This is a genomic window from Subtercola boreus (assembly GCF_003399645.1).
Taxonomy (GTDB): domain Bacteria; phylum Actinomycetota; class Actinomycetes; order Actinomycetales; family Microbacteriaceae; genus Subtercola; species Subtercola boreus_A.
Genome location: NZ_NBXD01000013.1, coordinates 24,795 through 37,283, shown reverse-complemented (window position 1 = coordinate 37,283; position 12,489 = coordinate 24,795). Strand labels below are relative to the sequence as shown.

Sequence of the window (12,489 nt, the reverse complement as noted above, 5' to 3'; positions counted from 1 at the left end):
TCCTGCCCTCAGGGCTTCAGGAAGACGTCGTCGAGTGTCACCGTCTGAAGCCCGCGGCTCCGGATGATCTCCAGCAGCTGAGGGAACACCTCGGTCACCGGGGTGAAGTTGAGGTGCCCGATGACGATGTGCTGGGGCAGGAACCACGTCTCGGCGAACCCCACGAGCTGCTCAGAGGTGATGAGGCCGGAGTCGGAGAGCGATCCGTACCAGAGCACCGGCGCCGTATAGCCGATGCTCGCCGCGAGATGGTCGGTGCGGTGGTTGTGGAACCCGTACGGCGGCCGGAAGTCGGGCCGAACATCCACCCCGAAGGTGTCGACGAGAAAGTCGTGGTTCTTCTGCAGCTGCTCGATGACCTCGTCGTCGGAGGCTTCGGTGAGGTCGACATGGTCGAAGGTGTGATTGCCGAGCTGGATCTGGCCCGTCGCCACGAGAGGGCGGAGCAGGTCGGCGTTCTCAGCCCAGCCCTCGTAGGCGCCGTTCGCGAAGAGGGTGAGGCGGGTACCCGTGTCCCGGGCGAACTCGGCGTACTTTCTGATGACCTCGCTGCTCGAGCCGTCGTCGACCGTCCAGGCGAGCAGGTTGCCCGTGCCGGGCAGCTCGGTGATCACCCCGTCGGGAATGGCGACCTTCACGAGATCCGGTCGGGCCGGCGCGGTGGGCGTGGGGGTCGACGTGGGGATCGGGGTGGGCGCCGGTGTTCGCGTGAACGTGGGCGTCGGTGTGGGTGTCATGGCCTGGTCATCGATCAGGGTGGCTGTCGGCCCGGGTTGTTCCTCGAGGGCATTACACGCCGTCACCGAAGATGCGACCCCAGCTGCGGCTAGGGTGAGGAAGAGACGGCGCTGCACGCGTTCACCGTAGCGGCTGGGAGAGGAATGATGAGCAATCCTCCTGACGACGCAACTCGAGATGACGCGCAGGGGCACTTCCCCGTGCCCGGAGGTCGCGTCAGGGCACTGATCGGCGCCTCGCACCCCGGGCCGACCGTCGCCGTCACCGCTCTCTCGGTCATCCTGGGGTTCGCCACTGGGCTCAGCGCACCGTGGGTTCTCGCCGTCGGCGTCGCCATCCTTGCCGGCCAACTCGCGATCGGCTGGTCGAACGACTGGATCGACGCGCGACGCGATTCCGAGATCGGACGAAGCGACAAACCCATCGCCGCGGGCGAGATCTCGGCTGCGGCCGTGCGGAACGCCTTCATCGTGGTCGCACTACTGACGATCCCGCTCTCGTTCGTGCTCGGTGTCTCGGCCGCCATCGCGCACCTCGTGCTCGTCGTCTCGGGCGTCGCCTACAACCTCGGCATCAAGAAGACGGCCTATTCATGGCTCCCCTACATGCTGAGCTTCGGACTGCTGCCCCAGGTCGTGACGCTCGCCGGCCAGCCTCCCGCAGAAGCCGCGTGGTGGGTCATCGCCACCGGCTCACTGCTGGGGCTCGCCGCACACTTCGCCAACGTGCTGCCCGATCTCGACGCAGACCGGCAGACGGGCATCCGGGGACTGCCGCACCGCCTTGGGCGCATCCCGTCGGGCATCGCGGCGTTCGTCGCGCTGCTGCTCGCCTCCCTCGCCATTCTCATCGGCGCTGGCCCGAGCCTCCTGACGATCACCGGCATGGTGCTCGGGGTGCTGGTGGCGGCGCTCGGCGTACGACTCGTGCTCACGCGACCGCCGGGGCGGGTGCTGTTCCAGCTGATCATCGCCAGCGCACTGATCGACGTGGTGCTACTCGCCCTGCCGGGGTCGCAGCTCAAGGTCTGAGCGCGATTCGCCGTCGCCACGTTTTGCGCAAAAGCACCCAACGGAATCGGTTTGGGTGCTTTTGCGCAAAATGGACGCCGGGCGGGGGCGAGACGGGGCGCGCGGCTAGAGGCGGTTCACGCCGGTGACGTGGATGATCGCTACGCCCTCAGCGGTGGATGCGGTCAGGTCGACTTCCGCATCGATACCCCAGTCGTGGTCGCCGTCGGGGTCGTCGAAGGTCTGGCGCACCACCCACACGTCGCGGCGCTCGTCGATCGTGAGAAGGGATGCACTGCGTGCCGCTCCCCCCGTACCGATGGAGTCGTACTCGCCGTAGTAGCCGTCGAGCGCCTCGGCCCAGGCGGTGCGCGAGAAGCCGAGCGGAGCATCCAGTTCGCCCAGGTCGTCGACCCTGTCGAGCGCCGCGAGCTGCACGCGCTTGAACAGCTCGTTGCGCACCAGGATGCGGAACGCCCGCGGATTCGACACGACGCTGTGCGGCGCCGGCGGCAGCACCGCCGTGACGCCCCGGCCCTGCGCCGCGATGTCGTCGGCTTCGCCCTGCACCTCGGTGGGGTTCGTCAGCTCCTCCCACTCGTCGAGCAGGCTCGAGTCGACCTGCCGCACGAGTTCGCCGAGCCATTCGATGAGATCGATGAGGTCTTCACTCTTCGCCTCGTCGGGGATCGTCGAGCGTGCGGCCTTGAACGCATCCGAGAAGTAGCGGAGGACGAGACCTTCCGAACGGTTCAGTTTGTAGTACCCGATGTAGTCGTTGAAGGTCATCGCGCGCTCGTACATGTCGCGGACGACGGTCTTCGGGCTCAGCTCGAAATCGCCCACCCACGGCTGTGACGCCCTGTAGATCTCGAACGCGGCATCCAGCAGCTCCTCCAGCGGCTTCGGATGCGTGATCTGCTCGAGCAGCTCCATGCGCTGGTCGTATTCGATTCCCTCGGCCTTCATGCTCGCGACGGCCTCGCCCTTCGCCTGGAACTGCTGCGCGCTGAGCACGGGACGAGGGTCGTCGAGTGTGGCCTCGATCACCGAGATGAGGTCGAGCGCGTAGGTCGGAGCGTCGAGGTTGATCAGTTCGAACGCCGCGAGCGCAAACGGTGACAATGGCTGGTTGAGAGCGAAGTTCGGCTGCAGGTCGACGGTCAGACGGATGCCCACCCTGCCGGTCGCGTCGGGCGGCAGCTGCTCGACGATCTCTGCGGTGCGCAGGGTGCGGTAGATCGCCAGCGCCTGGCGCTCGAGTTCGAGCTTTCGGTGGCGGGGCTCGTGGTTGTCTTCGAGCAGTGCGCGAGTGGCGGAGAACGCGTCGCTGAACCCGCCCTCGCCGGCCGGCCGGCCGATGATGTTCAGCAGCATCGCGTGGTTGATCTGCATGCTGCTGGTGAGCGTCTCGGGTTCGGCGTTGATCAGCCTGTTGAAGCTCGGTTCACCCCACGACACGAATCCCTCGGGCGCGCGCTTCTTCACGACCTTCTTCAGCTTCTTCGGGTCGTCGCCCGCCTTCGCGATCAGCCGCGCATTCTCGGTCTCGTGCTCGGGCGCCTGCGACACGACGGTTCCTGCAGTGTCGTAGCCGGCCCGGCCGGCGCGACCCGCTATCTGGTGGAACTCTCGCGCGGTCAGCTGGCGCATCCGCGTGCCGTCGAATTTCGTGAGAGCCGTCAGCAACACGGTTCTGATCGGCACGTTGATACCGACCCCGAGGGTGTCGGTGCCGCAGATCACCCGCAACAGGCCGCGCTGGGCGAGCTGCTCGACGAGGCGCCGGTACTTCGGCAGCATGCCCGCGTGGTGCACCCCGATCCCGGCCCTGATCAGCCGCGACAGGGTGCGGCCGAAGTTCGTGGTGAACCGGAAGTCGCCGATCGCGTCGGCGATCTCATCCCGCTGTTCCCTGCTGACGATGCGGATGCTCGACAGAGCCTGCGCGCGTTCCAGGGCCGCGAGCTGGGAGAAGTGCACGATGTACACCGGGGCCTGCCCGGTCTTCAGCAGGTCTTCGACCGTCTCGTGCACGGGAGTCGTCGCGTAGTAGTAGTTGAGCGGAACCGGCCGCTCCACCCCGGTGACCACGGCCGTTCCGCGGTTGGTGCGGCGCGTCAGATCCTTCGTCAGCCACGACACATCGCCGAGCGTGGCCGACATGAGGATGAACTGCACTCGCGGCAGCGTCAGCAGTGGAACCTGCCACGCCCAGCCCCGCTCGGGGTCGCTGTAGAAGTGGAACTCGTCCATCACGACCTGGTCGACCGGGGCATCGGCGCCGTGCCGCAGGGCGATGTTCGCGAGGATCTCGGCCGTGCAGCAGATGATCGGCGCGTCGCCGTTCACACTCGAATCGCCGGTGACCATGCCGACGTTCGCCGCGCCGAAGATCTCGACGAGGGCGAAGAACTTCTCGCTGACCAGGGCTTTGATCGGAGCGGTGTAGAACGTACGGCGGCCGTCGGCGATTGCGGCGAAGTGCGCAGCGACCGCCACCAGCGACTTTCCGGTACCGGTCGGTGTACTCAGGATGACGTTCTGGCCCGAGACGATCTCGATGATCGCCTCCTCCTGTGCCGGGTACAGCGTGAGGCCGCGTGAGGCGGTGTACTCGGTGAACCGTTCGAAGAGGTCGTCCGGGTCGGCCATCTGGTCGGGTTCGGGGAGGTCAGGCAGGTAGGTGGTCAGCGAGACATCCATGATGCTTCGATCATGCCCTACTCGGCTCAGCGTAGGATTCTCTGTGCCCATGGATCAGAACCCCTCGCCCTCTCCCCCGCCCGGCATCGACCCCGCGGAGCTCGAAGTGGCCCTGCGCGTGCTCGCGAGCCTGCACGAGATCGACGACGAGCATCCGGATTTCGTCGCTGTACGCCGGGCCACCGCCAAGATGTTCAAGTCGGTCAAGAAGAACCGTCGCGACGAGAAACGCGACGCCATCGCGAGCGCCGACCGCAGCGTCATCGCCAATACCGCCACCGGGGCGGCCGATCGCATCGACGATGAGACGCGGGGCATCCAGCTCGCCGCCCTCAGCAGCGCACCGACCGCCGGTACCCTGCTGAAGTCCCGGCCCTGCTACATCTGCAAGCAGCACTACACCCAGGTCGATGCGTTCTACCACCAGCTCTGCCCAACCTGTGCGGCGATGAGCCACCAGAAGCGGGATGCCCGTACCGACCTCAGCGGAAAGCGTGCGCTGCTCACCGGCGGTCGCGCCAAGATCGGTATGTACATCGCCCTGCGACTGCTGCGCGATGGGGCGCACACCACGATCACCACGCGCTTCCCGAGGGATGCCGTGCGGCGGTTCTCGAGCCTGCCGGATTCGGCCGACTGGCTGCACCGCCTGCGCATCGTGGGCATCGACCTGCGCGACCCGTCGCAGGTGATCGGGCTCGCCGAGACGGTCGCTGCGGCCGGGCCGCTCGACATTCTCATCAACAATGCCGCGCAGACGGTGAAGCGCTCACCCGGATCGTACGCTCCCCTGGCCGAGGCCGAGCTGGCACCGCTGCCTGACGGGCCGCTGCCCGAGATGATCACGTTCGGGCACACGAACGACGCGCATCCGCAGGCGCTGGCGGCATCGGTTGCGGCGCATCCGCTGCTGCAGCGGGCGTCGGTCGCGGGGGTCGCCGCATCGACCGGGACACCCGGCGGCGAGCTGCTCGACCCGGCGCTGCTGGTGCCCGGCGAAGCGCTCGGCGCCGCACTTCTCTCACCCGATCAGCTCAGCGGCGAACAGCTCGCTGCCATGGCGCTGGCCGCCGGGTCGTCGTCGCTCGATCGGCTCGCCGCGGGCACCGCGATCGACGCGGGCGGGCTGGTGCCCGACACCCACCACGAGAACAGCTGGACGCAGGCGGTCCAGGATGTCGACCCTCTCGAGATGCTCGAAGTGCAGCTTTGCAACACCACGGCTCCGTTCCTGCTGGTGTCGCGCCTGCGTCCGTCGTTGGCTGCGGCGGCATCGACCGCCGAGTCGGGGCGCGCGTACATCGTGAACGTGTCGGCCATGGAGGGCGTGTTCGCGCGCGGATACAAGGGCCCCGGGCATCCGCACACCAACATGGCGAAAGCGGCGCTCAACATGCTCACCCGCACCAGCGGCAAAGAGATGCTGACCGACGGCATCCTGATGACCAGTGTCGACACCGGCTGGATCACCGACGAACGCCCCCACCCCACCAAGGTGCGGCTCGCAGAAGAGGGCTTCCACGCTCCGCTCGACCTCGTCGACGGCGCCGCCCGCGTCTACGACCCCATCGTGCGCGGCGAGGCCGGCGAAGACCTGACCGGCGTGTTCCTCAAGGACTACGCGCCCTCCCCCTGGTGATCTTGCGTGACTCAGCGGGCGGAGCGGGACTCCACGCGGCGGATGTCGGCGTCTGACGTGGGAGAGATGAGGGTTGCAGCCGCGTAGGCGGGGGTGGTGGGCAGGCGCAGGGTGATGCCCGCGAGAGGCTGGAGGTGCAGGGTTCCCCGGGACAGGGTGTAGTCGAGCGTGTGGCCGCCGTGGGTGCGGGCATCGTCGAGGTAGTGCAGGTGGTAGCCGGCCACGCTGATGCCCTGGAAAATGGGGGGCGCCCAGAATCCGACCAGCGAGCCGGTCGTGGTCGGCAGCGTCATCTCGCGCTGCGTCGACATGACCTCGGCGAGAGGGCGGTACGGATGATGCTGACGCACCGGTTCGCGCACCAGCATGTGCTCGAATTCACCGTCGACCCGGATGGCGTAGAACTGGTTGGGGTTGCCTGCGAGCGCCGTGATCCACGCTTCGAGCCCGGTTCGATCGAGTCGGGCGGAGAACTCGTGGGATGCAGTCGGCGCGAAGGCGACCACCTCGGCGAACGGCAGCAGCTCGTCGGGATCGCCCCGGGTCACATTCCCGTCGTCGGTGCAGCGAAAGATCTGGCCGTCGATCACAACAAGCTCACCGTTCAGCGCGTTCCCGCAGCCGACCCCGAAGTCGCCTGCCGCCAGCACCTCACGCGCCGGGAACGACCCGTCGTAGAGCCCCGCCATCAACGCATTCACCACGGAGAACTGGTGAATCACCGGCTGGTTCACCGGCGCCGCCGCAGCACCAGCCCGGCGATGAGCCGCCAGCCGAGCAGGAACACCCCCAGCACGATGATGGTCACGATGACGAAACTCACCGCCACGTCTTGCCCGCTCAGCACCCGGAACAGCATCCCCACGACGACGGTGAACAGCCAGATCGGGATGCCCGGCAGCACCGGAGCGAACGGGTAGCGCCAGGCGCGGGTGGCCAGCCACCCCACCGCCAGCCCGAGCAGGAACGGCCACCACGTCATGAGGGTTCCGACGATGCTGAACCCCTCGTCGTGGCTGCTGCGCCCGATCAGCACGAACGCCAGCACCAGCACCACGTCGAGCACGAGGGCCGTGACGACTCGGCGGGGCGAAACGGGTGGGCGGACCCTGGCGGGTACGGCGTTCTGGGTCATGGAGCCAGTCTACGAAGGACTACAGCCCCAGGTACGGCGCCTTGCGAATGCCGAACTCCACCGCGAGTGCGCGGCGAGCGGCGTGCCAGCCGGCGGATCCGTTCACGCCGGGGCCGGGCGGGGTCGACTGCGAGCACAGGTACACGCCCGTCATCGGCGTCTGCCAGGGGTACAGCGACAGGGTGGGTCGCCGCACGAGCTGGCCGAGCGTCGCCGCGCCCGAGCTGATGTCGCCGCCGACGTAGTTGGGGTTCATCTGCTCCTCCCCGACGGCTGTGCGACCCGCGTGGGAGAGGATCGTGTCGCGAAAGCCCGGGGCGAAGCGTTCGACCTGGCCGATGATCGTCTCGGTCTGGTCGACGTCGGAGCCGCGCGGCACGTGCGTGTAGGCCCAGAGCACGTGCTTGCCCTCGGGTGCCCGGGAATCATCCACCACGGAGGGCTGCGAGACCAGCACATAGGGCTTGGAGGAGTGCTTGCCCGACGCGACGATCGCCTCGGCACGGGCGATCTGGGCGTGCGTTCCGCCGACATGCACCGTGCCTGCCCGTCGCAACTCGACATTCGTCCACGGCACCGGCTGCGACAGCGCGAGGTCGAGCTTGGCGACCGCGTTCCCGTAGCGGAACCGGCTGAGGGCCCGTGCGTACCGCCTCGGAACCCGATCACCCGCGATCGACAGCAACGCCTTCGGTGACACGTCGAGCAGCACCGCCCGGCTCGGCGGCAGCTCGTCAAGGCTCGTGATCTCGGTCTGGGTCACGATCTCGCCGCCGCGGGCGAGCAGATCATCTGCCATCGACTGCACGATCGACTGGCTGCCGCCGACCGGAATCGGCCAGCCCACCCCGTGCGCGAGCGTGGCGAGCAACAGCCCGGCGGCGGCCGGTGCGAGCCCGGGCAGCGGCAGGATGGAGTGCGCCGCGACCCCGCTCATCATGGCCGGCGCCACATCGCTCTCGAAGCGCTGCGACCACAGCGGGCTGCCCTGCTCCAGCACGCGCAAGCCGAATGCCGCCACGGCGAACGGGCTCTCGGGAACCCGCAGCAGCGATCCACCCGTGTACGACACCAGCTCGCTCCAGCGCGAGGCGAGCGGATGCAGCATCCGCCGCCAGGCGGGCCCGTCGATGCCGAGGCCCTGCGCCGTCTGGTCGAGACTGGGGTACGCGATGCCGGCTCGGCCGCCGTCGAGCGGATGCCCGTACGCCACCTCCGGTTGCACGAGCCGGATGCGCGAGTCGAGTTCGAAGTCGCGAAAGAACTTCGACGCGATGCCGAGCGGATGCACGGCAGAGCACACGTCGTGCAGAAAGCCCGGCAGCGTGAGTTCGGCTGTGCGCGCTCCCCCGCCGATCGTCGCCGCGCGCTCATAGACCCGCACCGAGAGCCCGGCCCGGGCGAGGGTGACGGCCGCAGCGAGGCCGTTCGGGCCCGCCCCCACGACGATCGCATCTACGGTATCCACAGACCCAGTATCTCGTGATCTTCACCCTCTCGATGTGGATTCACAGCCGGGTGTCAATCCCTTGAGGGAGGGTGGGGGAATTGCTTGTATGGCTACAAGCACTAAACCAAAGGAGGTTTGATGTGACCGACCAATTGAGTGCTGCGCCTCAGGCTGCAGACATCCGTATCTCAATTCTCTCCGACCACGAATGGCGGATCTGCGATCGTCGCATTCCCGAGTCCAACGCCGAGTGCGTGCTCGGCTACATCGAGAAGACGGGGTCGTTCTTCGAAGTGATGAAACTGCAGGCTCCGCGCAACCTGCTGTACTACACCGACCTCGAGCACGCCGTCGAGAGCTTCTCGTCGAACGCGCCGGTGGCGGCGGCGAGCCGAACGATCTGAGTCGCGTCGACGACGGTGGTCGTCAGCTCGGCCAGCGGGTCGCTGACTCCGCCCACGGCGACCGCTGCGGCGTAGCCGCCCGCAGACGGCGAGACCCGGAGGCTGGGGTCGACAACGACGTCGGCCCAGGGCACTCCGGGCTCGCGCTCGGCTCCCGCAGCGACGCTGATGTCGCGGGTGAGACGGGTTCGAGGTCGACGCCGACCTGTTCGACCGATCCCGCCGCAACAGGGAGCACCGCGACAGCGACAGCGCGCTCGTGCGGGGTGAGCAGGTTCTCGAGGGCCTGAAGGTGCCCTCGATCATCCGGGGCAGGCAGCAGGGAATCCAGACGCACCACGGAGACCGCGACCCTGTGCTGCACCGTTCCAGAGTGCCATACTGCGAGAGAGAAGACCCGGCAGAGGCGAGGACGCATCATGGGCGACAGAGAACCGACGGGCGAGGCCCCGGGCAGCGGCACGGCGTCAGACCCCTGGAACCTGGTGACGGCCCCGGGGTCGTCGGCCTACACGATGTACCGCGACGACACGACATCGCCGCCGTCGCTCGTCTGCCGGGTCGGCAGCACGAAGCTCTCGTACGATGCCCGTGCCCTCGACGACCTGCACGCCTTTCTCGTCGCCCGGGGCGACTGGGTCCCGCTCGGCGCCGCCGATGAGTCGAAGCCCGCAGCGGCAGGCAGCGTCGAGGAGTTCGGGCGCTCCCCGGAGAATCCGCTGGGCGGCTGGTATGGGCTCCGCCGAGGCTTTCGCGGGCGGTTCGGCATGTACCTTCCGCCCCTGCTCGAAGCTCTCGGCCTCGCAGAACTCACCCACGACGCCCGGAACAACCGCGTCAGAGCACTGTAGAAATACCGAGCCAGCCATCAGGATGCCCGGTCTAAACTCAGCCCATGGAAGAGCCACTCATCAGCTCGCTGCGCCGGGCCCTCGCCTCTTCCCCTGACGACATTCCCCTGCAGCTGCTGCTCGGCCGGCTGTTGTTCACGGCCGGCTCTTCGGCGGAAGCCGTCTCGCTGGCCGCCGGGGTTCTGCAGCGGGAGCCTGGCAACACCGATGCTCGGCAGCTCATGACCGACGCGCTCACCGGCCTGCCCGCCGAGCACGTTCGGGCGCCGGTCACGGAACCGTCGGTCACGGAACAGTGGGTCGCCGAGGCGCCGGCCGCGCGGGCGCCGGCCGGGCCGGAGCCGACCGATGAGGCCACCGCCGAGACGTCGGAACCCGAGAACGACGTCGCCACCGGGGTCGATGCGGCAGCCGACACCGACCCGACCGAGTTCGACTGGAGCGCCGCCGAGAACGACGTGCACGAGCTCGCGCAGCCCATGTTCGTCGACGCGACTCCCACCGTCGCCCCGGGGTCGGGCTTCGACATCGAGCGCTCGGTGATCACCCTGGCCGACGTGGGCGGCATGACGGCGGTCAAGAACCGGCTGAACGCGGCATTCCTCGCCCCGCTGTCGAACCCGGAACTCCGAAAGCTCTACGCGAAGAGCCTCAAAGGCGGGCTGCTGATGTACGGGCCGCCCGGTTGCGGCAAGACCTTCATCGCCCGCGCGATCGCCGGTGAGCTCGGTGCCCGTTTTCTCACCGTGGGGCTCGCCGACATCCTCGACCCGATGCTCGGCAACAGCGAGCAGAACGTGCACGAGGCGTTCGAGCTGGCACGGCGTGAGGCGCCCTGCGTGATCTTCTTCGACGAGATCGACGCCCTCGGCCAGCGCCGCAGCCAGACCCGCAACAGCGCACTGCGGGGCACGGTCAACCAGTTGCTCACCGAGCTCGACGGCGTGGCCGACCAGAACGAGGGCGTGTTCGTGCTCGCCGCCACGAACCAGCCGTGGGATGTCGATCCGGCGCTGCGTCGCCCGGGTCGCTTCGACCGCACCGTGCTGGTGCTGCCGCCGGATGAAGAGGCGAGGGAGTCGATCTTTCGCTACCACCTCCAGCACCGCCCGGTGGAGGGCATCGAGCTCAAACCGCTGGCACGGGCATCCGCGGGCCTGTCGGGTGCCGACATCGCCTACGTCTGCGAGGTCGCGGCAGAACGGGCGCTGATGGACAGCGCCACCACCGGCAGCCTGCGGCTCATCGGCATGACCGACGTCACCGACGCTCTGGCCGAGGTGAGCCCCTCCACGTCGAGCTGGCTCGACAGCGCCCGCAACGTGGTGCTGTTCGGCGACGACGACGGAACCTACACCGAGCTCAAGGCCTACCTGAAGAAGGCGCGCAGGCTGTGACGCACGAAGACTCAGCGCTGGTCAACGCCCGCACCTACCTGTCGCTCGGCAAGCCCGCCGACGCCCTGCGCGCGCTCGCCCCGCACCTGGCGTCGAACCCCGACGACGACCGCGGCCTGTGCCTTGCCAGCCAGGCCCACCTCAGCGCGGGCCAGGCCGCACAGGCGCTCGGTTCCGCGCGGCAGGCCATCGCCTTGACCCCCGACAACGAGTGGGCATGGCGCCTCGTTGCGCTTGCGTACTCCAAACTCGGAAACGTGGCCGAGGCGAAGGCCGCCGCGTCGACCGCGCAGGCGATCGCTCCCGGGCTCTGGGTGACGCACGCCCAGGTGGCGCAGGTCGACATCGCGGCAAAGCGCATCACCGGTGACGCGGTCGAGGCCGCCCGGGAGGCGGTGCGGCTGGCGCCGATGGAGCCGGATGCCCATCTCACCGTCGGCAACGTCGCCCTCGCCCAGCAGGACTGGGCAGCGGCCGAGGCGGCGTTCCGGGCGTCGCTCCGGCTGCAGCCCGATCATCCGGCAGCCCGCAACAACCTCTCGCTCGTGCTGCTGCGGCAGGGGCGTGCGGGAAGCGCGGCGGCCGGGTTCATCGACATCCTCGTGACCGATCCCGCGTCTGAGGTGGCGCTTCGCAACCTGCGGGCCGTGGCGGCAGTGGCGCTCCGGCGCATCCACTTCATCCTGTGGATCGCCTTCGCCATCGTCACGGTCGCCTTCAGCGGGGCTTCGCAACCGAGCGACTCCCCCGTCTACGGCCTGGTCTGGCAGGACTTCCTGATCGCGACGGCCGCCGTGTCGGGCATCTTCGTGGGGGTCTACATCGTGCAGCTCCGACGAGCAGCGGGGAGGCGATTCGGGCGCTTCGTACGCAGCATCCCTCGGCTCGACCGACTGCTCGTGGTCTGGGCGGTGCTGCTGGTGGGCGACTACGCCCTCATCGTCGCAGCCTGCTTCACCTCGGTGCGGATGGCCCAACTGCTCTACCTCGTCGCCGGGGCCTTTCTCGTGGCCGGTTCGATCGTCGTCATCGTGCGTCGCCGTCGGTCGGTGGAGCGCGTGGTGTGAGCTTTCGCAGAGTTGTCAGCGCGTCGAAAGCCGATTCATAGGGTTCGTCCCTACTCTCGGGTCGACCGGATGGGTCGGGTCGACCGGATGAG

General features: G+C 68.3%; 12 protein-coding genes. 6 read left to right on the top strand and 6 right to left on the bottom strand.

The window, feature by feature from the left end; translation table 11 throughout:
• Positions 1 to 8: 8 nt before the first annotated feature.
• On the bottom strand, positions 9 to 854 hold the full coding sequence (locus B7R24_RS05760; protein WP_172582726.1) for a polysaccharide deacetylase family protein: 846 nt from the start codon (positions 852 to 854) through the stop codon (positions 9 to 11).
• Positions 855 to 884: 30 nt separating this feature from the next.
• Here B7R24_RS05760 and B7R24_RS05755 point away from each other — a divergent pair, with 30 nt between their 5' ends.
• The gene (locus B7R24_RS05755) at positions 885 to 1,769 is read left to right on the top strand and encodes a UbiA family prenyltransferase (protein ID WP_116418105.1); all 885 of its coding nucleotides are present in this window, start codon (positions 885 to 887) and stop codon (positions 1,767 to 1,769) included.
• A gap of 105 nt (positions 1,770 to 1,874) precedes the next feature.
• Here B7R24_RS05755 and B7R24_RS05750 read toward each other — a convergent pair whose 3' ends face one another.
• Complete coding sequence (locus tag B7R24_RS05750) at positions 1,875 to 4,454, bottom strand: DEAD/DEAH box helicase (protein ID WP_172582725.1); 2,580 nt, start codon at positions 4,452 to 4,454, stop codon at positions 1,875 to 1,877.
• A 49-nt stretch (positions 4,455 to 4,503) separates the two neighbouring features.
• Here B7R24_RS05750 and B7R24_RS05745 point away from each other — a divergent pair, with 49 nt between their 5' ends.
• Positions 4,504 to 6,093 (top strand): SDR family NAD(P)-dependent oxidoreductase, encoded by a 1,590-nt coding sequence (locus B7R24_RS05745; RefSeq protein ID WP_116418023.1) that lies wholly within the window; start codon positions 4,504 to 4,506, stop codon positions 6,091 to 6,093.
• Between the two features lie 11 nt (positions 6,094 to 6,104).
• On the opposite strand, the gene budA is transcribed toward B7R24_RS05745, so the two are convergent.
• From budA to B7R24_RS05730, 3 genes are read right to left on the bottom strand one after another with little or no spacing between them, the layout of a single operon-like run.
• Positions 6,105 to 6,815: an acetolactate decarboxylase gene (gene budA / locus B7R24_RS05740; protein WP_172582995.1), complete on the bottom strand. Its 711-nt coding sequence runs from the start codon at positions 6,813 to 6,815 to the stop codon at positions 6,105 to 6,107.
• Between the two features lie 8 nt (positions 6,816 to 6,823).
• Entirely contained in the window at positions 6,824 to 7,228 is a 405-nt protein-coding gene (locus B7R24_RS05735) for a DUF3054 domain-containing protein (RefSeq protein WP_116418021.1), read from the bottom strand.
• Between the two features lie 19 nt (positions 7,229 to 7,247).
• A complete protein-coding gene (locus B7R24_RS05730; protein WP_116418020.1) occupies positions 7,248 to 8,696 on the bottom strand; it encodes a phytoene desaturase family protein in 1,449 nt (482 codons plus the stop codon).
• Positions 8,697 to 8,818: 122 nt separating this feature from the next.
• Between B7R24_RS05730 and B7R24_RS05725 the strand changes: the two genes are divergently transcribed.
• A complete protein-coding gene (locus B7R24_RS05725) occupies positions 8,819 to 9,082 on the top strand; it encodes a hypothetical protein (protein WP_116418019.1) in 264 nt (87 codons plus the stop codon).
• A gap of 22 nt (positions 9,083 to 9,104) precedes the next feature.
• On the opposite strand, the gene B7R24_RS17280 is transcribed toward B7R24_RS05725, so the two are convergent.
• The gene (locus B7R24_RS17280) at positions 9,105 to 9,446 is read right to left on the bottom strand and encodes a hypothetical protein (protein WP_147303975.1); all 342 of its coding nucleotides are present in this window, start codon (positions 9,444 to 9,446) and stop codon (positions 9,105 to 9,107) included.
• A gap of 55 nt (positions 9,447 to 9,501) precedes the next feature.
• Between B7R24_RS17280 and B7R24_RS05720 the strand changes: the two genes are divergently transcribed.
• The 3 genes from B7R24_RS05720 to B7R24_RS05710 are packed head-to-tail and all read left to right on the top strand — an operon-like array spanning position 9,502 to position 12,397.
• Positions 9,502 to 9,933: a DUF6855 family protein gene (locus tag B7R24_RS05720; RefSeq protein ID WP_116418018.1), complete on the top strand. Its 432-nt coding sequence runs from the start codon at positions 9,502 to 9,504 to the stop codon at positions 9,931 to 9,933.
• 44 nt (positions 9,934 to 9,977) lie between these two features.
• Positions 9,978 to 11,330, top strand: a complete 1,353-nt coding sequence (locus B7R24_RS05715; protein ID WP_116418017.1) for an ATP-binding protein — start codon at positions 9,978 to 9,980, stop codon at positions 11,328 to 11,330.
• On the top strand, positions 11,327 to 12,397 hold the full coding sequence (locus B7R24_RS05710) for a tetratricopeptide repeat protein (protein WP_116418016.1): 1,071 nt from the start codon (positions 11,327 to 11,329) through the stop codon (positions 12,395 to 12,397). The genes B7R24_RS05715 and B7R24_RS05710 overlap by 4 nt, the downstream gene beginning before the upstream one ends.
• Positions 12,398 to 12,489: the final 92 nt, after the last annotated feature.

Coding starts and splice junctions, on each gene's coding strand:
- B7R24_RS05755 (WP_116418105.1), top strand. CDS start 885: ATGAGCAATCCTCCTGACGACGCAACTCGAGATGACGCGCAGGGGCAC.
- B7R24_RS05750 (WP_172582725.1), bottom strand. CDS start 4,454: ATGGATGTCTCGCTGACCACCTACCTGCCTGACCTCCCCGAACCCGAC.
- B7R24_RS05745 (WP_116418023.1), top strand. CDS start 4,504: ATGGATCAGAACCCCTCGCCCTCTCCCCCGCCCGGCATCGACCCCGCG.
- B7R24_RS05735 (WP_116418021.1), bottom strand. CDS start 7,228: ATGACCCAGAACGCCGTACCCGCCAGGGTCCGCCCACCCGTTTCGCCC.
- B7R24_RS05720 (WP_116418018.1), top strand. CDS start 9,502: ATGGGCGACAGAGAACCGACGGGCGAGGCCCCGGGCAGCGGCACGGCG.
- B7R24_RS05715 (WP_116418017.1), top strand. CDS start 9,978: ATGGAAGAGCCACTCATCAGCTCGCTGCGCCGGGCCCTCGCCTCTTCC.